Annotated in this window: 21 protein-coding genes and 1 other RNA gene; 8 read left to right on the top strand and 14 right to left on the bottom strand. The window is 41.4% G+C overall.

What is annotated here, in order from left to right; all coding sequences use genetic code 11:
- Window positions 1-47: 47 nt before the first annotated feature.
- On the bottom strand, window positions 48-1,001 hold the full coding sequence (locus tag SYN7509_RS0200885; RefSeq protein WP_009633711.1) for a UDP-glucuronic acid decarboxylase family protein: 954 nt from the start codon (window positions 999-1,001) through the stop codon (window positions 48-50).
- 474 nt (window positions 1,002-1,475) lie between these two features.
- Window positions 1,476-1,739, bottom strand: a complete 264-nt coding sequence (locus tag SYN7509_RS0200880; protein WP_009633710.1) for a hypothetical protein — start codon at window positions 1,737-1,739, stop codon at window positions 1,476-1,478.
- A gap of 280 nt (window positions 1,740-2,019) precedes the next feature.
- Between SYN7509_RS0200880 and SYN7509_RS0200875 the strand changes: the two genes are divergently transcribed.
- Window positions 2,020-2,457: a hypothetical protein gene (locus SYN7509_RS0200875; RefSeq protein WP_009633709.1), complete on the top strand. Its 438-nt coding sequence runs from the start codon at window positions 2,020-2,022 to the stop codon at window positions 2,455-2,457.
- Window positions 2,458-2,863: 406 nt separating this feature from the next.
- Here SYN7509_RS0200875 and SYN7509_RS24810 read toward each other — a convergent pair whose 3' ends face one another.
- From SYN7509_RS24810 to SYN7509_RS0200845, 7 genes are all read right to left on the bottom strand, one after another.
- Window positions 2,864-4,972, bottom strand: a complete 2,109-nt coding sequence (locus tag SYN7509_RS24810) for a cation:proton antiporter (RefSeq protein ID WP_009633707.1) — start codon at window positions 4,970-4,972, stop codon at window positions 2,864-2,866.
- 166 nt (window positions 4,973-5,138) lie between these two features.
- The gene (locus SYN7509_RS0200865; protein WP_009633706.1) at window positions 5,139-5,792 is read right to left on the bottom strand and encodes an HAS-barrel domain-containing protein; all 654 of its coding nucleotides are present in this window, start codon (window positions 5,790-5,792) and stop codon (window positions 5,139-5,141) included.
- A 7-nt stretch (window positions 5,793-5,799) separates the two neighbouring features.
- The gene (locus SYN7509_RS0200860; protein WP_028954022.1) at window positions 5,800-5,994 is read right to left on the bottom strand and encodes an NAD(P)H dehydrogenase subunit NdhS; all 195 of its coding nucleotides are present in this window, start codon (window positions 5,992-5,994) and stop codon (window positions 5,800-5,802) included.
- A 64-nt stretch (window positions 5,995-6,058) separates the two neighbouring features.
- Complete coding sequence (locus tag SYN7509_RS24805) at window positions 6,059-6,424, bottom strand: Uma2 family endonuclease (protein ID WP_009633704.1); 366 nt, start codon at window positions 6,422-6,424, stop codon at window positions 6,059-6,061.
- A 23-nt stretch (window positions 6,425-6,447) separates the two neighbouring features.
- Window positions 6,448-7,692 carry a rod shape-determining protein RodA gene (gene rodA / locus SYN7509_RS0200850; RefSeq protein WP_432205677.1) on the bottom strand — a complete coding sequence of 415 codons (1,245 nt, stop codon included), beginning with the start codon at window positions 7,690-7,692 and terminating at the stop codon, window positions 6,448-6,450.
- A gap of 191 nt (window positions 7,693-7,883) precedes the next feature.
- A non-coding RNA gene (ssrS, locus tag SYN7509_RS28085) (6S RNA) lies at window positions 7,884-8,067 on the bottom strand.
- A gap of 98 nt (window positions 8,068-8,165) precedes the next feature.
- Window positions 8,166-9,527, bottom strand: coding sequence for a type IV pilus twitching motility protein PilT (locus SYN7509_RS0200845; protein WP_028954021.1), 1,362 nt, complete (start codon window positions 9,525-9,527; stop codon window positions 8,166-8,168).
- Between the two features lie 651 nt (window positions 9,528-10,178).
- On the opposite strand from SYN7509_RS0200845, the gene SYN7509_RS0200840 reads away from it, so the two are divergent.
- The 3 genes from SYN7509_RS0200840 to SYN7509_RS0200830 all read left to right on the top strand — a co-directional run bounded on the left by SYN7509_RS0200840 (window position 10,179) and on the right by SYN7509_RS0200830 (window position 12,748).
- On the top strand, window positions 10,179-10,550 hold the full coding sequence (locus SYN7509_RS0200840; RefSeq protein WP_009633701.1) for a hypothetical protein: 372 nt from the start codon (window positions 10,179-10,181) through the stop codon (window positions 10,548-10,550).
- 331 nt (window positions 10,551-10,881) lie between these two features.
- Window positions 10,882-11,277, top strand: a complete 396-nt coding sequence (locus SYN7509_RS28995; RefSeq protein WP_009633700.1) for a hypothetical protein — start codon at window positions 10,882-10,884, stop codon at window positions 11,275-11,277.
- 121 nt (window positions 11,278-11,398) lie between these two features.
- Window positions 11,399-12,748, top strand: a complete 1,350-nt coding sequence (locus SYN7509_RS0200830; RefSeq protein ID WP_009633699.1) for an NAD(P)/FAD-dependent oxidoreductase — start codon at window positions 11,399-11,401, stop codon at window positions 12,746-12,748.
- Here the strand turns inward: SYN7509_RS0200830 and SYN7509_RS0200825 are convergent.
- Window positions 12,738-14,273: a bifunctional ADP-dependent NAD(P)H-hydrate dehydratase/NAD(P)H-hydrate epimerase gene (locus SYN7509_RS0200825; protein WP_009633698.1), complete on the bottom strand. Its 1,536-nt coding sequence runs from the start codon at window positions 14,271-14,273 to the stop codon at window positions 12,738-12,740. The two genes, SYN7509_RS0200830 and SYN7509_RS0200825, sit on opposite strands and share 11 nt — an antisense overlap.
- Before the next feature lie 251 nt (window positions 14,274-14,524).
- On the opposite strand from SYN7509_RS0200825, the gene SYN7509_RS0200820 reads away from it, so the two are divergent.
- Complete coding sequence (locus SYN7509_RS0200820; RefSeq protein ID WP_009633697.1) at window positions 14,525-15,367, top strand: universal stress protein; 843 nt, start codon at window positions 14,525-14,527, stop codon at window positions 15,365-15,367.
- Window positions 15,368-15,434: 67 nt separating this feature from the next.
- Here the strand turns inward: SYN7509_RS0200820 and psbM are convergent, their stop codons facing one another.
- The gene (psbM, locus tag SYN7509_RS28080) at window positions 15,435-15,554 is read right to left on the bottom strand and encodes a photosystem II reaction center protein PsbM (protein WP_071994135.1); all 120 of its coding nucleotides are present in this window, start codon (window positions 15,552-15,554) and stop codon (window positions 15,435-15,437) included.
- A gap of 152 nt (window positions 15,555-15,706) precedes the next feature.
- On the opposite strand from psbM, the gene SYN7509_RS0200815 reads away from it, so the two are divergent.
- Both SYN7509_RS0200815 and SYN7509_RS0200810 read left to right on the top strand, forming a co-directional pair.
- A complete protein-coding gene (locus SYN7509_RS0200815; protein WP_009633696.1) occupies window positions 15,707-17,020 on the top strand; it encodes an aminopeptidase P N-terminal domain-containing protein in 1,314 nt (437 codons plus the stop codon).
- Window positions 17,021-17,146: 126 nt separating this feature from the next.
- Window positions 17,147-17,905, top strand: coding sequence for a pentapeptide repeat-containing protein (locus SYN7509_RS0200810; RefSeq protein WP_009633695.1), 759 nt, complete (start codon window positions 17,147-17,149; stop codon window positions 17,903-17,905).
- 37 nt (window positions 17,906-17,942) lie between these two features.
- Here SYN7509_RS0200810 and SYN7509_RS0200805 read toward each other — a convergent pair whose 3' ends face one another.
- Window positions 17,943-18,527, bottom strand: a complete 585-nt coding sequence (locus tag SYN7509_RS0200805; protein WP_009633694.1) for a CPBP family intramembrane glutamic endopeptidase — start codon at window positions 18,525-18,527, stop codon at window positions 17,943-17,945.
- Window positions 18,528-18,644: 117 nt separating this feature from the next.
- A complete protein-coding gene (locus tag SYN7509_RS31880) occupies window positions 18,645-19,655 on the bottom strand; it encodes a hypothetical protein (RefSeq protein WP_009633693.1) in 1,011 nt (336 codons plus the stop codon).
- 124 nt (window positions 19,656-19,779) lie between these two features.
- Between SYN7509_RS31880 and SYN7509_RS30020 the strand changes: the two genes are divergently transcribed.
- Window positions 19,780-19,947 carry a hypothetical protein gene (locus SYN7509_RS30020; protein ID WP_158506128.1) on the top strand — a complete coding sequence of 56 codons (168 nt, stop codon included), beginning with the start codon at window positions 19,780-19,782 and terminating at the stop codon, window positions 19,945-19,947.
- 4 nt (window positions 19,948-19,951) lie between these two features.
- Here SYN7509_RS30020 and SYN7509_RS30015 read toward each other — a convergent pair whose 3' ends face one another.
- Window positions 19,952-20,116, bottom strand: a complete 165-nt coding sequence (locus tag SYN7509_RS30015) for a hypothetical protein (RefSeq protein WP_158506127.1) — start codon at window positions 20,114-20,116, stop codon at window positions 19,952-19,954.
- Between the last annotated feature and the right edge of the window lie 17 nt (window positions 20,117-20,133).

The following is a 20,133-nucleotide window of genomic DNA, read 5'->3' as shown; positions in this document are numbered from 1 at the left end:
AGATTTGAAGCTTAACTATTAAGCTTTTTTACCTACACTGCTGCAAATTAAGATACTGATGAATGGGCAATATTCGCGCCAATCCGACTTTGAAAATCTGCGATCGTCAGCTTTAACCCTTCAACCAGAGGAATTGTTGGTTCCCAGTTCAGTAACTTTCTTGCCCTTGTAATATCTGGACGACGGCGACGAGGATCATCTTGAGGCAAAGGCTCAAATTGAAGTTCGGCGTTTGGATTGATTAGTTTTTGAACTTCCGTTGCTAGTTCTAAAATTGTGTATTCGTCCTGATTTCCCAAATTGACGGGGCCAATATAATCGCCATTCATCAACTTCATTAACCCTTCAACTAAATCGCTGACATAACAAAAACTGCGAGTTTGTAAGCCTTCGCCATACACTGTTAAGGGAATACCCTTCAATGCTTGCCCCACCAAGTTGCTGACTACGCGCCCATCATTTTCTAGCATCCGCGGCCCGTAAGTGTTAAAAATCCGAGCAACTCTGATATCCACATCATTTTGACGGTGGTAGTCAAAAGCTAAAGTTTCGGCAACTCGCTTGCCTTCGTCATAACAACTACGAATGCCAATCGGGTTAACATTGCCGTGATAGTCCTCGGTTTGGGGATGAACTTCTGGGTCGCCGTAAACTTCGGAAGTTGATGCTAGTAAAAATCTAGCTTTTACTCTTTTTGCAAGTCCCAACATATTCAAAGTTCCCACGACGTTTGTTTTTACTGTCTTGACAGGGTTGAATTGGTAGTGGACTGGTGAAGCTGGACAGGCTAGATGATAAATTTGGTCTGCTTCTAAACGGATGGGTTCAGTAATATCATGACGGATTAGTTCAAAGTAAGGATGGTCTAGCCACTGGACAATATTACGCTTGTGACCAGTGTAGAAGTTATCTAAACATAAAACTTCGTGTCCCTGGTTCATTAATCGATCGATCAGATGGGAACCAATAAATCCTGCACCGCCCGTAACCAAAATTCTCATAGTTCGCTCTTTCAATTTGCTGTTGATGGGATTGACGCGATCGCCTATTCCAACACGATGATGTGGGAATATTTCGCACTTTGGTTGTTTAAACTATTGCGTTGTCATGGCTATAGCGCAACTCTTGTCTAACATAGGTACAATCGTTTTTAGCAAAGTTAACAACAAGATTGTTCATTATTAATTAAGTAATAATAAATTCCTGCTTAATTAAACTTTGTCTAAGTTAACTAGCAAATTACCAGACATTTTGAATAAATGCACGGATTTTTTTTAAATTTGTGGTAAAGAAAGTTTTAGATAATAGGTTTACCAAACTGACTTGACACTGAAACAACGGCATTGGTTACAGGTTGGGATTTTCCAAGCATGACAATAGAACCTGTAATCGCTGTAACGCAATCAAGCCGCTCAGGCGCGTCTGGAATGGACTGTCGGGAGTGTAGTGTTGCGAAGACTGTTGGATTTCTCTATTTACTTGTTTTCCCTACTTCTTGGCTGTCTCAGCACAGACCGGAAGTTCTTTTTTGTAACCCTCTCCTGGAATGCCTCTGACAATAACTGCCATACATAAGAGCCAATATGCCTAATGTAGTCAGCGTCATAACCAGTATTTGAAGCAATTTCTTCGTAGGTTTGTCCTTGCCAAGCAGAATAAAACACAAGCTCTTGAAGGTCACTTAAACGCTTTTGCTTAAGGTGTGTATATAAAACTACCAGTGTTTCTTCAATAGTCATTAACTTTAAACCATTGTTTGAGTTTACTTAGACTACTTCAGCGCTTGACGATTCATTTACTGAAGTTGTAAACAAATTTTATTTGAAGATGTGTAATATTTTTAGCACTTTTTAGCACATCTAAAACCAAGTATCTGATTTATTGTATTGGCAAGGACTAAATCAAACAGATGGTAAAAGCCTCGCTTACCCTAAGCTTTTCCCGCACATCTGCCAAGATTATTTCCTTGTCCAAATAACCCTCGATATTTTCAGCGAGATCACAGGAGAATACATAATTATGAAGCGATTTATATTGTATAGTTCGTTGTTAGCTATTGTCGGATCTGCGATCGTCACAACACCAGCACAAGCAATCCCGGCAATCTTCAGGAGAACTACAGTACCCCTTAACTTGCCCGTTGGCAACGGTGTGCCACGCGTAATACATGCAGTTATCGTTCCTGCGGGTCCTCGGGTAATTAATTACTCAGTAACTACAACAAATTTTGCAGCCGGCGAATTTGTCCGGTGCGGTCTTCGAGCAAACGGTAATTTTCTTGAACAGCACTCAACCGTCGTTGGCGGGGGTCCCAGTGCTGCTAACGTAGCTACAATTAGCGGTGTTTGGTTTACTAATTTCAATGCCCCCTACACCCTTACTCTTGTATGTTCTCACGATGGCGCTAGTGCTAGTGTACCCTTCCTTGAGCCTTACGCTGAACTAGCAGTTTTTTAGATGTAAAAGTGGCAAAGACAGTCTTAGCGGCGCATCTGCCAGGATTGTTCCAATAAACTACTCCACTCCCGCAAAGCTATTGATTAGAGTTTCTAATACTCAAAAAAGCAATCCTAACTCACTCACGCAAACTTACCAATTTTATCTTGGAGGTGAGCATGATAGCGGTTTCCTATCGACTTTTAAAGATGTTAGGAACTAACATCTCGATTAAACTCGGCAATTTTGCTCAGAATCTTTACATGGGCTACAGTCAAGTGCAGCGTGACACATTTCTGTGCGTAGTCTATTTTCGGGTACTGACGCTAACTATATTACATCTGGGTAGCCTCAGAGCTTCTGTCACCAGTCCCATTTAAGAGAGAAGTTGGACATTCATAACATCAAGCGGCTTCTATTACTGAGTTTAGCTCACTGTATTAAATAGATCGCTATTGGCTACTCTTTGGGGTTCTCCCAGCATGACAATAGAACCAGTAATCGCTGTAATTAGCTGGGTATTGACATCGCTCAAAGCTAAAATTCCGGTATTGGTGCGTTTTTGTAAAGAACGCAATACTACTAAGTCGTATTCTTTGGCGGCTAAGGCGATCGCACTTGCAATATTATCGTGAGGAATAATGTTGATGTTTACTTGCCCTTCTAAACCCAGTTTAGATACCATGAGCAAAAGTTGCGAGTTCATCCAAGCAATTTTACTTGGACTAGACCGGCGATCGCAGATATGGAGTAATGTTACTTGACTATTGTTTGTAGATGCCAGCATCCGTGCAAATTTAACAGGTCGTAATGCTTGGCTTGTCAAATTTTCTATTGGCACTAAAATTTGTTTGATAGTTGCTGGAGATTGTAGCAAGCGCGTAACGGCAACCGGACAGTGAGCCGCCCATAAAACACTATCTATTAAGTTACCGAGCAACCGGGATCTAATTCCGGTGCGTTTTCCCCAACCCATAACAATTAAGCTGGCATTTTGTTCGCGACTGGCGCGAGTAATTCCTGAAGCTACCGCATCATCAATGCGTAATAATGGTTCAGCTTCTACTCCCAATTCTTGACTCAATTGAGCCGCGTTGTTGAGCAGTGCCAAACTTTTTTGCCGAGCTACTTCTACTTGTGGTGCGTTCATATGGACGGAAGCCTTGGCGATCGCCAAAGGAATAATTCGCCCGGAAGTTTGCCGTGCTAGTTCGGCAGCCATTTCAATTAAATACTGCTCGGTTTTGGGATTATATACAGGTACGACTACGATAAATTTTCCGGTTTCGTCACTAGGGGCGTAGTCGGGCGAAGTTGGTTCTATTGATGTTGTAGCGGGTACTAAACCTACCGCTACCCGGCTAGTGATTACTGGACCTAAAGTTGCCGTGACCAGCATTAAAACAATGACGCTATTTAATACCCCTTCAGTTAACAATCCAGCTTTGTAACCTACCAACGTAGCGGCTAAAGTTGCTCCTACCTGTGGCATCGATAAAGACCACATAGTGAGCATCTCGTTCCATTGATAACGGTAAACAAGTTTTGCTAAGAAGGCGGCGATAAATTTACTAGCAATTAAACCGATGACGATCGCCAAAGTTAGCCAAATCGTACTTATACTCTTGATAAAGGCGGGAATATCGATGAGTAAACCCAGATCGACAAAGAAAATGGGAATAAATAAAACAGTTCCCACAAATACAACTTTTTCTTTCACAGTCCCGCCACCAACGACATCATTTACCGCCAATCCCGCCAAAAAAGCGCCCACAATCTTTTCAATCCCAATTAGTTGAGCGCCTACCGCCGAAAGAAATACCGCAAGTAATACAAATAAAAATTGGTTGCCTTCTTCGTCTCCCGATCGTCGGAAAAATTCTTTCCCGGCTTTATCAAAGCCAAATAAAACCACCGCAGAATAAATTATTAGCGAGCCAACCAGAGTTATTAAGCGCCAAACAGTAAAGTCTCCCGCATGAATGGCAACGCAGATAGCAAGTACCAATAACGCGCCAATATCGGTAAAAATAGTTGCGCCAATAGTGACAATTACCGATTCATTGGCGATCGCTCCCAAGCGGCTGACAATCGGGTAAGCAAGTAAAGTATGGGAAGCAAACAAAGAGCCAATTAAAATTGACGAATTCCAGCCAAAATCAAAACTGCGCCCAACAATTGTTCCCATGATTAAAGGCACTAAAAAAGTAAACGTCCCAAATACTAAAGAACGATTTTTAGTGCGTCTAAACTGTTCCATATCAACTTCCAACCCCGCCACAAACATTAGATACACAAGTCCAATGTCTGACAGTAATTCCATAGTCGGCGATTCTGTTTGCAGTACATTTAAGCCATTGCTGCCAAGCGCTACACCCGCAGCTAATAAACCAACTAAGCCTGGTAATCGCAGCTTTTCACTTGCAATCGGGACAACTAAAATAACGACTAGCAGAATTGCAAAAGGTACAATCGGCTCATTGCCAAGAACTTGCGAAGCTGATTCTTGAGCCAGAACTTGTAAGGGTTTCAGCATAAATAGCTCTCATCTCTAATAGTTGGATCGAGCTAATTGCTCTAAAATCCTTTAGCTGATGAAGGGCAAAATTGTTTAGGTTAATTGTTTTCCTAAAAAACCTAAATAGTTTTGTCAACAACTAAAATTGTTAACCTACTACAGAAAAGCTGTCTAAAATAACCCTCTAGGGGTGGATTTGGCTCAAAATAATTTTTAAGCGATCGTAGTCATCTTTAAGTAACACGCTCAAAGTACGCCCAGCTTTGACTAGCCAAGGGCGATCGCCCGATCGCAACTGATAAATTTCTCGAATCGCCGCCGCCGTCAATGCTTCCACTGGTGCGCCATTTACCTGCAATAGTGTCCGCAAAAAATCTAACTGTTCGCTAAAATCGACAATTTCTTGCGGTTCGCACTGATTAACAGCTTGATGTATTTGGGGCGGACGTGGGGGCAAATACTGATAAGTCTGGTTAAGACTTCTAGAACTTTGTTGTTGCTTGAACCCAACAATCACGGCGCGAAACTCGGTTTTGAGCATAGCGAAGATTTGCGGTTGTTGTTCGCGCAAGTCTGACAAAGATAAACCCAAGGCTCTAGCCCGATGAATCGAGTCTATAGGCATAGTAGTAGCGTGATAAACCACCGCGTAGACTTGATTACCCGATTCTTCATCTAAAGACTTTACCCAGCTACCAAAAGGCGGCATAACTGGAAAGCTCAAATCGTCAGGATCTAGACACTGAGCCAAAAACTCGGTGGTAGAAGTTTCGATTACTTCCGCAATATGATGGGATGGGCGATCGCGCGAAGCAAATTGTGGTAGAGGAAGGCGCATAAACTAACTATTTTGCTTTTTTGCGTCCGGTGACTTCTACAGATGTTAGTTCGGACAACTTGAAGGTAACGATTTTATCCCAATTGCCACCTTCAAATAGTACCGCCGCTTTGCCGTCGGTTACTCTTTGCACTAAGCCAGTCATACCGTAGTAGGTATCGTTAGTATTGGTTATGCGCACTACTGAGCCAGGAAATAGCATCATTTTTAAAATTTTTAAGTTACTTTTTTTAAATTACCTTACTTTGCCTTGGCTGGAAAAACAACTATAAAAACACATCCTCATAAACGAGTTCTAGTTTTGCCTCAAAATCAATAATTAAACTAGGAAAGCGCTTATAAGTTAGAGAAAGGCGATCGCGATCGTCGCAACTAACCATAACATCAGGATAATAAAATCGATTGAGCGCTTCAATTGGTGCTTTCATGTCTGAGATATAAACGCGACAATCAGAGCCTCTAACATGGCTGCGGAGTAAAGCAAACAAGTTTCCGGCAATAGTAACGTGAGCGTCACTCGCACCAGCCATTGCATAGATTTGTCCGTCGATATATTCGTGCTTGACAAAGCCTGTTTCCTCCATCTGGAGGTATTGGTCAGGACTAAGATAAGGCTGTTGAAATGCAATCATTCGTAAAATCTCCGCGATCGCCTTTAGTAATATCTAATTGCCCGTTGGCGATAATTTGCCACCGATTCCACAATTCCAATCGCAATAAAGTTCGTTAGCATTGCCGATCGCCCGTAGCTAATCCAAGGTAAAGGAATGCCCGTTACTGGGGCTAAACCGATAGTCATACTAATATTTACGATTACTTGAAATACCAACATTGACAACACGCCAATTGCTAATAGAGAACCAAAATTATCTTTAGCAGTTTGAGCAATATGAATCAAACGCCAGCAAATTAGCCAAAAAACAAATAAAACCATCAAGCAGCCTGCAAAGCCCAATTCTTCCCCAACGGCGGAGAAAATAAAGTCTGTATGCTGCTCTGGAATAAAATTAAGCTGAGTTTGAGTACCGTTATTTAGTCCTTGTCCCCACTTCTCCCCCGCACCGATCGCAATTCGCGATTGAATCAAATGATAACCGCCACCAAGAGGATCTTTTTCGGGATTGAGAAACAGAATAATCCGGTCTTTTTGGTAATCTTTCAATATTCCCCATAGCAAACTACCCAATTCCCCGGCTACAAGGTTCACCGCCACAGCACTTACTGCTCCCATCCACTTCCAAGGTAGGGTAAAAAATGCGATCGCACACATGGCGATCGTCCATACAATCCAGCCTGGTAAATAAACATTAAACAAAATTATCGAAACTAAGGGCGAAACTAGCAAGATTAGCCAGCCCGGATTAGCGTTTCCCCAGTAAAGCATTCCCAAAGTAATCGCCCCAAATACAAGCGAAGTACCTAAGTCTGGCTGCAAAAATACCAAAGCCCAAGGTACAGACGTAATTGCTAAAGCTTTGATAAAAGCTGGAATTGTCGAGGCGGTTTTGGTGTGGAGAATTGCCGCTAAGGTGATGATGACTCCGACTTTGGCAAATTCCGATGGTTGCAGATTGAAGCCTCCCACCGCAATCCAACGTTGCGCTCCTTTAGCAGTAGTCCCAATAATCATCACCGCTATCAAACTGATATTTGTCAGCCCATAAATTACCCAATGCAATTGCAGCAAGTTCTCGTAACGCCACCGAGCAATTAATAGAGCGATCGTTAAGCCTACGCCGCCTACAAGCCAATGCTGCCACCAGTCGGTAAGTCCTTGGTTTAATTCGGCGCTGCGAATCATCATGCCGCCAAACAGCGTTACAATCACGCACAAACCCAGCAGCCATAAATCTATTTGCTTCCAGCCTGAAAATAAGTAGGGTGAGCGAATTTTAAACAATAGATTTCGCAATAGCATTTGGCGAACAAGTCAAATAAAGTAGTCCTAAGTTTTATAGCACTACTCCTAAGCTTTCCTGAATTACACCTCAAAAAAGAGCAAAATTAATTACTCTTTGTACTTGATGGGACAGATAACTATTGACTAAAGACTGATGACAAACCTTTTGTGTTCAAGGAATGTTATTTAAAAAGTTGACCGCAACGCCGTCTTACCTCAGTTTTAGACCTGGTAAAACCAGGTGGGTATCGGGGCGTTTAGCTTGAAGTTTCCGGGTACAAGCCCGGTTTACTGCTGCCGAAACGTTTTGATTCCCTTATCGGACAAAACATAGATCAAAAACATTATTGGCAGTCACCAACGTCGCAGCGCAACCTTATTTATTATAATAGCAATTAGTTTTTTAGCCTGACAAAAAATGCGGTTAAGCTATATTTGGCAAGGAATCTAACTAATTTGCTTGTAGAAACTGTTTAAGCTCTACCTCGGAGAATTTGCGCCATTTCATTTGGCTTGGGCGAAGATTCTAAAGCTGTTTCTTCGGTAATCCTACCTTCTTCATAAAGTCGGTAGATTGACTGGTTCATGGTACACATCCCTTCAAAGTTACATCGGGGAATAATAGATTCTACTTCTTCTACTTCATTACGCAAGATGTAGTCTTTGATGGCATCAGTATTAATCATAATTTCATGAATTGCCGCTCGTTTGCGATCGGTAGTTCTGACTAAGCTTTGAGAAATTACCGCCACTAAAGACTCCCCGACTTGTATGCGCATAGGTGCTTGTTCATCAGGGTTGTAAAGGTTGAGAATCCGCTCAATAGTTTTAACAGCGCCGTTGGTATGGAGAGTCCCAAAAACTAAGTGTCCAGTTTGTGCGGCTTTGATGGCAGTATTTACAGTTTCGCGATCGCGCATTTCCCCAATTAAAATAATGTCAGGATCTTCCCGTAACGATGCTTTCAAAGCCTTGTCAAACTCTAAAGTGTGAATGCCTACTTCTCTTTGCTTGATCAATGATTTTTGACTTTTATGCACAAATTCCACCGGATCTTCAATAGAGATGATATTTTTAGGCATTTCTCTATTGATATAGTCAATCATTGCTGCCATTGTTGTAGACTTACCAGAACCCGTTGGCCCTGTAACTAAAATCAAGCCTTTTTGGTAGTGACACAAATCCCGGAAAACTGGCGGTAAACCTAGTTGTTCCATGTTGAGAATTTTTAAGGGAATTAATCGCATTACCATCGCCGGCCCGTTTAGCGATATAAAGATGTTAATCCGCACCCGCACCAATCCCTCATACTGAATAGCACCGTCGTACTCCATATGAGCTTGAAACTTCTCAATTTGGTCTTCGTTGAGAATTTCTCTTAGCCAGCTATAAAAGGTAGCTTCATCAGTTTCTGGATACTGGCTAATGACAATGTAACCGCGTTCGCGGAAACGAGGTGTTTCACCTACGCCCAAATGTAAGTCTGAAGCTCCTTGTTCGTAGGCCTCATAAACCAATTTTTCTAAGGTTGGTTGTACATCTTTCCCAAAGCTAGAACGCGGTGCTTGAGCCTTGGGTAAAGGCGCTGGCTGATGAGCAGACGTTGGCGGTAAAGGCGCTGGCTGATGAGCGGACGTTGGCGGTAAAGGCGCTGGCTGATGAGCGGACGTTGGCGGTAAAGGTGCCAAATAATCATCAACCTGAGCGTTAGAACTTCCTAGGGCTGATAAAGACTGTTGTTGCATACCAGCATTGACTTTTTGTCTTGGTGGTGGTGGCGGTGGTAGACGGGAGTCTGTCGGAATCGAATTTAATTTGTTGTGCGAGTCTGTCATATACGTATGGCTGCTTTTAGGTGTACTTAGATGAATGTCAATATAAAATGGGCGATTCCATAAATCGCTCTAACAGCTAAAGCCAATCAATTAAAAAGCGATTAACTTTAGCCTAGCTTGAGTGCTAGACGTAGGCGCGTTATTGTTTCCCCCTACATAGGAGGCGATCGAGTCCAACAATCGCCTCCCATGCAGCTATTCTTCCCAAAATGCGACCCAAATTATCAGCCAAGCGATTTTTATCTATAAAGGTGTCGCTGTAACATCTCTACTTTGGTTACATCAGGCAATTATGAGAGAAAAAATTCCTAGTTATAAGAAATATTAAGCTAATTCTTAATAAACTATTTAATCTCAATCTAAAGCCGATAAATCTAAACTAGAATTAATTGACTTAAAAAGTTGTAACTCATAAGCATAAAGGACTCTGACACTTGCAATTAAAGACAGAGCGAAAGTAGAAGGGTTGAAACCAACTTTATTGAAACTTCTTGTTCATAAACGTTGAATATTAATTGTAAATTTTAATAACTAATCGATCATACTTAGGGACAGTTTCTATATACTAATTTTTAATGGCACGCCTAGAAGTTTCTAGCGGAATAGAAATATTACTCAACTTAAAATTATTATTACCTTTGGAGGTAAATCATGGCTCTAGCTCAAAGCTCCAGTCTAAGAAAAACTTATTCTTTATTTATGGTGAAAAGCTTTTTAATTTGGACATTTACTTTAGCTGTATGCTTGCTAGTGGTAGGTTTTCCTTTAGTAGTTTTGATGGCTACTGTTGGTGCTTTGCTATCGGTCATTCTTCAGTCAGTAATGCCAATTAGTGCAGTTTTGTTAGTAGCTGGTAGCTTAATTGGTTTGAATGTGTTGGCAGTAATTTCTGGCGCTAGTATTTTAACTTTTAAGGGCATCCATCCTACAGAAGTTACATGGTTAAGCTGGCTGCATGGTGAGGTAGATAATGCACACACTTCTGTTTATGCAGCTTGTCCTCTAACGTGCGACCTTAAGTAGCAAAGATTGCACGAGACAAAAGTTTCGCTCAAGAGAGTGCATCAATCTGCCCGGTTAAAGCCGGGTTTTTTCATGGGTAAAATTGTTACAAAAAAGACTGAATTTAAGGCTAAATTCAGCTATTAAGATTGATTAGCGATGGAGCTTACATCCTATTACATAGCTTTGAAGTTAGGCAAACAGCAATATTTGGATAAATGCTTCTGACTCCAAGAGTTTTAGAGGTAAGATAACTCTCTAAAATGTAAATAAAATATTAGTAATTCTGAGGTTAGCATATTTTTCAACTATAATAGTTCTCTACAAAAATACCTGTAGCTAATAATCAATTATGTTAACCAAAACTATTGACCGTATAGAAAAAGCTTTTCTAGGACAAATGCTAGTTCGTAAAAAATTAATTTCAGAATTTGAACTAGAACGAGCTTTACTAGAACAGCTTAACAGCACAAAAAAGCTAGGCGAGATTTTGGTAGAACGAAATATGATTTCTGAAGTTGAGCTTGATGGCGTACTGATTGAGCAGAATATGCTGATAGGAAAAATTTTATTGCAAAACAACTTAGTTTCTCAAGCTCAACTTGAAGAATCTCTAATAGAGCAAAACCACAGCCATAAAAGACTAGGCGAACTTTTGATAGAAAAAAGTATCATTTCTGAGGAGCAGCTAGAACAAATTTTGGAGAAGCAATACTGGCAAAAAAATGGTTTTTGGCTGATTTCTTAACTATCTTTTGTCACCTAAAGTGCTTAATTAATCTACCTGTAGCGATCGCTACGCTCATTGCAAGTAAAATAATGTAAAGTAGTATAAATACTTATAAAGACATTTCTACACGTAACTTGCAATGATAAATGCTGAGAATCAATCTCCTCATCATGTGGTAGTTGTTGGTGGCGGCTTTGGCGGACTGTACGCAGCTAAAGCTTTGAGCCGAGACAAAAATGTTTTCGTTACTTTAATTGATAAGCGCAACTTCCATTTATTTCAACCATTACTTTACCAAGTTGCTACAGGTACGTTATCCCCGGCGGATATTTCTTCGCCTCTGCGATCGGTACTCAATCACAGCAAAAATACTCAAGTGCTGATGGGTGAGGTATTAGATATTAATCCCCAAGAAAAAAAAGTTACCTTACAAAACCAAGAGCTAACCTACGATAGTTTGATTGTAGCTACAGGCGTTAGCCATCACTATTTTGGCAATGACAACTGGGAACAAGTTGCCCCAGGATTGAAAACCGTAGAAGATGCGTTAGAAATGCGCCGCAAAATCTTTGTAGCTTTTGAAGCGGCGGAAAAAGAAACGGATATCGAAAAACGCCGCGCTTGGTTAACTTTTGTGGTAGTAGGCGGCGGGCCAACCGGGGTAGAACTGGCTGGGGCGATCGCCGAACTTGCTTATAGCACCTTAAAAAAAGATTTTCGCAACATTGACACCTCCGAAGCGCAAGTTTTGTTGATTGAAGGGATGGAGCGCATTCTCCCGCCTTATACCCCAGATTTATCCGCCAAAGCCGCAGTATCTTTAACAAAATTGGGCGTAACAGTGAAGACAAAAGCGCTAGTTACAGATATTAGTGACGATATTGTAACTATGCGCCAGGATGACAAAGTTGAACAAATCCCCGCAAAAACAATTTTATGGGCTGCCGGGGTCAAAGCTTCGCCAATGGGGGCAATTATCGCCGAAAAAACAGGAGCAGAACTCGATCGCGTTGGTAGAGTCGTTGTAGCATCGGATTTAAGCGTACCAAGTTATCCCAATATTTTTGTAGTGGGGGATTTGGCAAGTTTTTCTCACCAAAACGGTAAGCCATTACCAGGGGTTGCACCTGTGGCGATGCAAGAAGGGAGCTATGTTGCTAAGTTGATTCAAAACACGATTGAAGGTAAACAATCTGTTCCCTTTCGTTACTTAGATCGAGGTAGTTTGGCAGTAATTGGCAGAAATTCCGCCGTAGTAGATTTAGGTTTTATTAAGTTTTCAGGGATTTTAGCTTGGCTAACTTGGGTATTTGTCCATATCTACTTTTTGATTGAATTTGACAACAAATTAGTTGTCATGCTTCAGTGGGGTTGGAATTATTGGACTCGCAACCGAGGAGCGCGTTTAATTACGGGGGAAGATTCCTTAGTTGATAGTAAAAGCGATCGCTATCCGCCAATAAATAACAAAACAGCAGTTAACATTTAATATCTGCCAAAAATGGGAGTAAGTATTGTGTCAATGTATAGGCATCTACTCCCATTTGGGTGCGGTTAGCCGCCGCTTTAATTCCGGCTTGAGAATGCCACCAAGCAGCAACGGCGGCGATTTCCTCTAGAGAACGGGTAGATTGTTGAGCCACCAATCCACCCATTAACCCTGTTAGCACATCGCCACTACCGCCACGCGCCAAAGCTGGGGTACTTTCGGGGTTGATCCAAACTAATCCATCGGGGGAAGCGATTGTAGTTCTAGCACCTTTTAATAAAACTACAGCTTTGCTGGTTTTAGCGGCGTTAATAACAGATTCATTAGAATCTAGAGCGCCTAAATCGGGAAATAAACGCTTAAATTCTCCGGTGTGAGGAGTAAGAATTGTTTTTCCTTGTCGCTTGGCTAAAGTAGGCGTAGTTCCTAATTCTGCCAAAATATTTAAACCATCTGCATCGAGAATTAACGGACAATTGCAACCTAATACTTCTTGAATTATCGGCGTGGCTTCAAAAGTTAAACCAGGGCCGCAGGAAATTGCATCAAAGGAATCTAAGTTAGTTTTTGCTGGTAATTGTAATTGGGCGATCGCGCCAAGCTCGGTTTCTGGGCATCCTATAATTAAAGCTTCGGGCAATTGAGCCACTAATAAGGGTTTTAGCGATTCGGGAACGGCAATTGATAGCATTCCTACACCACTTGCTCTCGCGCCTAATCCAGTTAAAATTGCCCCGCCAGCATAACGAGTAGAACCACAAATTAATAGTAAATGTCCTTGCTTGTATTTATGTGTAACGGGTGGACGACGTAAAGGTAATAATGCGATCGCAAACTCTGTAGTAATTCGCTTTATCTTCGGCGTTTCCCCTAATACAGCATAAATATCGGTTACAGGAATATCAAAATCTATCAGTTGCGCTTTACCAACATAATCTAAGGCGCAATCTTGAAGTAAGCCAAGTTTCCACAATCCCAAGCAAAAAGTATAGGTTGCTTTAATTGCTATTCCCAACACTTCCCCAGTATCGGTGTGTAACCCAGAAGGTAAATCGAGGCTAATAACTGGTAGTGAAGATTGGTTAATGCTAGAAATCGCCTTGGCAATATCCCCCATAATATCGCGCTCTAAACCAAAGCCAAACAATCCCTCAATTAATACATCTGATTGGTTTAATAGCTTTTCTATACTGTCGCAACGCTCTATACCTAAGCTTTCTACATACTGAGCGTGACTAGCAGTTAAGTCTTTATATTTAGAAAAGGGACTAAAAAAAACTACCTTGTAGCCGCGATAATATAACTCACGCGCCACCACCAAAGCATCACCGCCATTATGTCCAGAGCCTACTAATACCCCAATTCGTTGGGTTTGGAACATTTCTGTAAATTTGCGGGCGATCGCTAATCCCACTTTTTCCATTAATGCTGCTACAGGCATTCCGGCGGCAAATATCCGCCCTTCAATGTCTCGCATTTGCTGGGCGCTGACTACAAATTGCTCAATTTCTCTCTGTTTGTCCATAACTTTATTATTTTTAACTAAATTAGCTAGACAAAATTACCTTTAACTGTATTCAAAACTAACAGCAAATTTAATTTTTATCATAATTATTAAAAATAACAAATCGTCAAATTTAGATAGCAAGGTTCACAGGATCTTTTATGATTAAATACTTAAGCCCAAAGCTATAAATTAGCGGCTCAAAATCTAAAAATTCCTCCATAAGAGTGAGGAATTGTAAAAAATGATAATAACTCGTAATAGGTAGGTCAATGATAAAAAAAATATTATTAGCGGTTTCTGGACTAGGACACGCTGAAGAAATGCTCAAAACTTTGAAGGAAATACCAGCAATTCAACAAGCAGAGGTAACAGTTTTACACGTTGTCCCCGCTCAAGCTTCCGCTCAAGTTATGACTAGCAAATGGGAAGAAGGAGGCAAGATTTTAGGCGCAGCAATTGAGACAGTAAACTTAGATGCTAATAAAGTTACGGCTATTTTGCGCCAAGGAGATCCTAAAGATGTCGTTTGTCAAGTAGCTGACGAAGTAAATGCCGACTTAATTATTATGGGTTCGCGGGGATTAAAACGCTTGCAATCGATTTTAGCAAATTCTGTTAGCCAGTACGTTTTTCAATTGTCATCACGCCCAATGTTGCTAGTAAAAGATGACATTTACGTTAAAAAAATTAAGCGCGTAATGGTAGCACTAGATGATTCGGAAGCTACAAAACAGTGTTTGCAACTGGCATTATTTCTAGTTAGAGATATTAAAGGCGGTCAATTGATTTTGGCTAACGTCGATAAAAATGGCAAAGCTAGCGACGTAGCAACAAGTGCCGAGAAAAACCCAGTTTTAGCTCCAGCAATAGCAGAAGCAAAAAAACAAGGAATCCAACCTCGTGCGATCACGGTTGCAGGTAAACCCGGCGAAGAAATTTGTCGCTTAGTTGAAGAACAAGATGCAGACTTGTTAATTATCGGTTCTCCCGATCGCCGTCCAACGATTGCTAAGAACTTTGTGGATATAGACAGGCTTGTTAGTTCGTCTTTATCAGACTACGTGCGCGTAAACGCAACTTGTCCTGTGCTGTTGGCGCGTACTGTTGGATAGTGCGATCGCACTTTAGCCATAAAAAATCCCTACACTATTACGGTGTGGGGATTTTTTAAGCCAATAATTACGAATCCTTATTGCTACTATTACGGCTGGCAGTTTGAATATACAGAATCAAAAGGAAAACCGTAGGCACAAGTACAAATAAAATACTTGCCACAAAACCTAAATCATTAACTTGCATCGAAAGAAAGCCTCTCGCGGATTGCAGTCCAACACAAATAGAATACCACCAATAGGCACAAGTCAAGACTTGCAGACAATAGGATTTTCCGCTTAGAACTTTTGGCGAGGCTTAAAATAAATAAATATTAAACACAGAACAAAACTAGAGCTATGCAAGCAGAGTACGAAAATCGCCGTCAGCAGTTAATGGCAAAAATTGGTAATGGTACGGCAATTTTTCGCAGTGCGCCAATGGCAGTTATGCACAACGATGTAGAGTACACTTTTCGTCAAGATAGCGATTTTTTTTACTTGACAGGATTCAATGAGCCACAAGCGGTAGCCGTTTTAGCGCCACACCACGAAGAACATCGTTTTATTCTTTTTGTCCAGCCTAAAGAGCGCGAAAAGGAAGTTTGGACAGGTTATCGCACGGGAGTAGAAGAAGCAAAAAGTCGCTACGGTGCAGATGAGGCTTACCCAATTGGGGAACTTGAGGAAAAATTACTTCAGTATGTAGAAAAAGCCGAGAGAATTTACTATCATTTGGGACGCGATCGCGCCTTTAATGAAACTATCCTCAAACTTTGGCAACGCTTGGTGGCGATGTATCCTAAGCGCGGTATAGGCCCAATGGCGATCGAAGATAGTAATGTAATATTGCACCCTCTGCGCCTAGTCAAAAGCGATTCAGAACTTGCATTAATGCGGACTGCGGCGGCTATATCAGTAGAAGCTCACAATAAAGCGCGAGAACTAGCGCGTCCCGGCTGTTACGAGTATGAAATTCAAGCAGAAATAGAGCGAATTTTTCGGTATCGGGGGGGAACAGGTGTTGCTTATCCTTCGATAGTTGCTTCTGGTGATAATGCTTGCGTACTGCACTACATTGAAAACAACCGCCAGATGCTTGATAACGAGTTGTTGTTAATTGACGCTGGCTGCGCTTACGACTATTACAATGCCGATATTACCCGCACTTTTCCTGTAGGCAATAAGTTTACACCCGAACAAAAGATTTTGTACGAAATTGTCCTAGAGGCACAACTTAAAGCGATCGCCCAAGTTCAACCAGGTAATCCTTACAATGCTTTTCACGATACGGCGGTAAGGGTAATTACGGAAGGATTAGTAGAGCTTGGGATTTTGCGCGGCGAAATTGATAAGTTAATTGAAGAAGAAAAGTACAAACCCTTTTATATGCACCGTACTGGACATTGGCTAGGCTTAGATGTCCATGATGTAGGAGTTTATCAGCACGGCGAATCACCACATATTTTACAAGCGGGAAATGTTTTAACAGTAGAACCGGGTATATATATTGTTCCCAATACTCCAAATGCTGAAGATCAGCCAGAAATAGATCCGCGTTGGATTGGGATTGGGATTCGGATTGAGGACGATGTTTTGGTTACAGCCACAGGACAAGAAGTTTTAACTGATGGAGTTCCTAAATTAGTATCAGAACTGGAAGGTAATAGGTAATAGGTAATGGGTAATAATTTCAATGATTAATGACCGATGACCAACGATCAATTATTTTTTATACTTAATGCTTATTTTGCCCTGTGCAAGGCACAATAAAAAGAATGGTATTAGGGTTTGGTGTAGATGAACGATCTAGACCGATGCTACAGATTACTTGGGCTTGAGCCAGGAGCATCCCTCGACGAAGTCAATCAAGCTTACAAAGACTTAGCTTTTATTTGGCATCCCGATCGCATTCCTAAAGATAATCTGCGGTTACATCAAAAAGCACAAGACAAACTTAAGGAAATTAACCACGCCCGCGATTGCCTGCGGGAAGTAAAAACGCGCGATCGCATTCCCACAACTTACTCAACTCAACAAAAAAAGCCTCCCCAATCCCCGCCACCGAGCTACTATCAATCGTCTCAACCAAAAAAACCGCCTCAAGCGCCACCACCGCCGCCACCACCGAGCTACTATCAATCTTCACGCCATAAATCTCATTATGAGTCTTACAGTCAGCCTAAAAAGCCCCATGGTGACTTGAGCGGCGTTGATTTGAGGGGCGCAAATCTTCAAGAAAAAGATTTCTCCTATAGAAACTTGAGTAAAGCTAATCTCAGTGAGGCTAACTTAAGCGATGCTTTTCTACATAAAGTCAATTTGCAACAAGCTGATTTATCTAGAGCAAATTTATTTAGAGCTAACTTACTCCAAGCAAATCTTAGTAATGCTAATTTGCGCGAAAGTAATTTGATTGGTGCTGATTTTAGCGGTGCAGACCTGAGTGGAGCCGATTTGAGCGGTGCTAAAGTGGGAGCAGGCGATCGCATTATGGTCAAACTCACGGGGGCAAACTTGCGGGGGACAATTATGCCTGATGGTCGGATTCATCAATAATTACTAAATAAACTTACGGGCGCAATGCTTTGGGTATTTATGCTTGAGATTCCGGGTGTTTTAGCTTCCAAACAGAGCTAGAAATCAAATTTATCAGGACGTGAGCAATAATTGGGATAAGTAAATTATGGGTGGCGACAGCCGTGTAGCCAAGGATGAACCCGACAATCGTAGCCCAAACAACATATTGCCACTGCTTACAATTGCTAAGGTGCAAAATCCCAAAACAAGCGCTAGATACGGCAATTCCGGTTGTATCCAAGCCAAAGGCTGGCAACATTACACCCCTAAATAATAGTTCCTCGCTCAGTCCTGGTAATAATCCCACCCATATCAAATCTGGTAATGCTAAAGGCTTCAGGACAAATTCTAAGTAAAAATCGGCGCTATGACGGTAAGATGCCCAGAATTGGTACATTAAGGAGCTAATAGTAGTAACGATCGCGGCGATCGCCATTGCCAATGGTAAAGTTGTCACATCCCAACACCAAGGCAACAAAGCCACATCACCAAACTTTAACCACAACTTGGCAAGTAACCCCAATAAAACGGCGGTTACACCCATGGCGATAAGCAACTGAGTGCGCGTGAGAGGTTCAAGGTGGGGATCGATTTCAGGCACAGAAGGGGAAGGGTGAGGAGTTCAAATATTTGTAAACCAATTAAAAAACTTGTGCTTAAGTTAGCTTAAACCATTGATCGTACTCTAAAACTTGCTAGTAATTCATCTATTTTGAGGTCATAATTGGTGATTTGGGCTTCTTTCTAGTTGCCCGGCTCTTAAATCTACTACTTGAAAATTAACGTCAAAGGGGGTAGTTAGGTCGAGGAATTTGTACCATTGGGATGTAGCGGTAGAGTAAATATTGTCAAGATTAGGCATTAAAGAATGAATGACAGTAAACGGGAACTTACTGAAATTACCGTTAAGGAATTGCTGAGGAGATATGCTGCTGGAGAGAGAGATTTTAGTTATGTTGCTATTGATGACTTGCATGAAAAATTGCCCAGAGGTGTTGATCTCAGTAGTATTAATCTGGAAAGGTCTGGTCTCAATGTTGACTTCAGTGGTTGTATTGTGAGGAAAGCTAATCTGCGATACACTATTTGGCATTTTTGGAAGTGGGAAAACGCTGACTTTAGCGATTCCGACTTTACTGGGATCAATAATATAAGTAGTTGCATTTTCACTCGCTGCAACTTTAGCTATACTAATTGGGAGGAAGCCGACTTGTTGCAGTCCACCTTTGAAGACTGCGACCTGACTGGTGCCAGCTTCGATAATGCTAGATTGACTGAAGTTGACTTCTACGGGTGAAGTGTAAAAAGAAATGTTCTCAGTAGATAATTTTGATTCTTCGGCTAAGAGTAGAGCGTTATAAGGAGTTTTTGCCGAGCCATCTTTATATCTAATAATCCAATCAGATTTAAGCTCGTTTGCTTTCTGAGTAGGAAGATTGTTGAAGAAGTTATACTTAGGACTAGAGCTATCAGAGTTTTGATGAGTGCTGTTAAGATATCGTTCTAGCGTTTCAATCGAACTTACAAACGCATTATCATCCCATTTTACTTCTTTTCTATTGCTGTTTCCTACGTACACACCAAACTTAGCAAAAGGTGGCGAGTTACTGTCAGCTTGGGTATCCTCAGAGATAACAACTTTCCAAATACCTTGGGGAACTATAATTGAAGGATCTAATGTATCGTTAGGCGAGATAATGGGATACTGCGACCATCCAAAATCCGGCACTAAGAGACGGTTGTGAGTGATAGTATTTTTGCTACGATCTAACTTAATTGCATAATTAGGCTGATAAGTAGTCGCACTAGGCTCGATGTCTAGTTTTGAGAGATAACCATTTGGAGCGGTAAAAGTGGGAATATCCTTCCAGTCCTACAGATTTGACGTAGAAACGACATTATTTTCCCAAGTAGCACCTAAAGCATTATTACGGAAAGACAAGCCCGCGATCGCCCTTTATGTCTGTTTTCACCCCTCAACTGCTCTAAAACTTGCAAGTAACTCATCGAGAGTTAGATAAATCGCTATTGAATGCGATCGCACTTTAAACTAAATCTAACTTGGTTTCGAGACTTCGCCTTCTTAACTAAATCCAACCGGGAGTGAGCGATCGCACCTAGAACCAGCGTAGTTGATGAGCAACTAAAAGTTTCGCCAATGGGTTCAAAATCCTCTGATAAGTTAGTCAAAAATCCAATAAGCTTCA

Source organism: Synechocystis sp. PCC 7509, from assembly GCF_000332075.2.
Classification (GTDB): Bacteria; Cyanobacteriota; Cyanobacteriia; order Cyanobacteriales; family Chroococcidiopsidaceae; genus Aliterella.
This window is presented reverse-complemented; position numbering and strand designations above follow the sequence as displayed.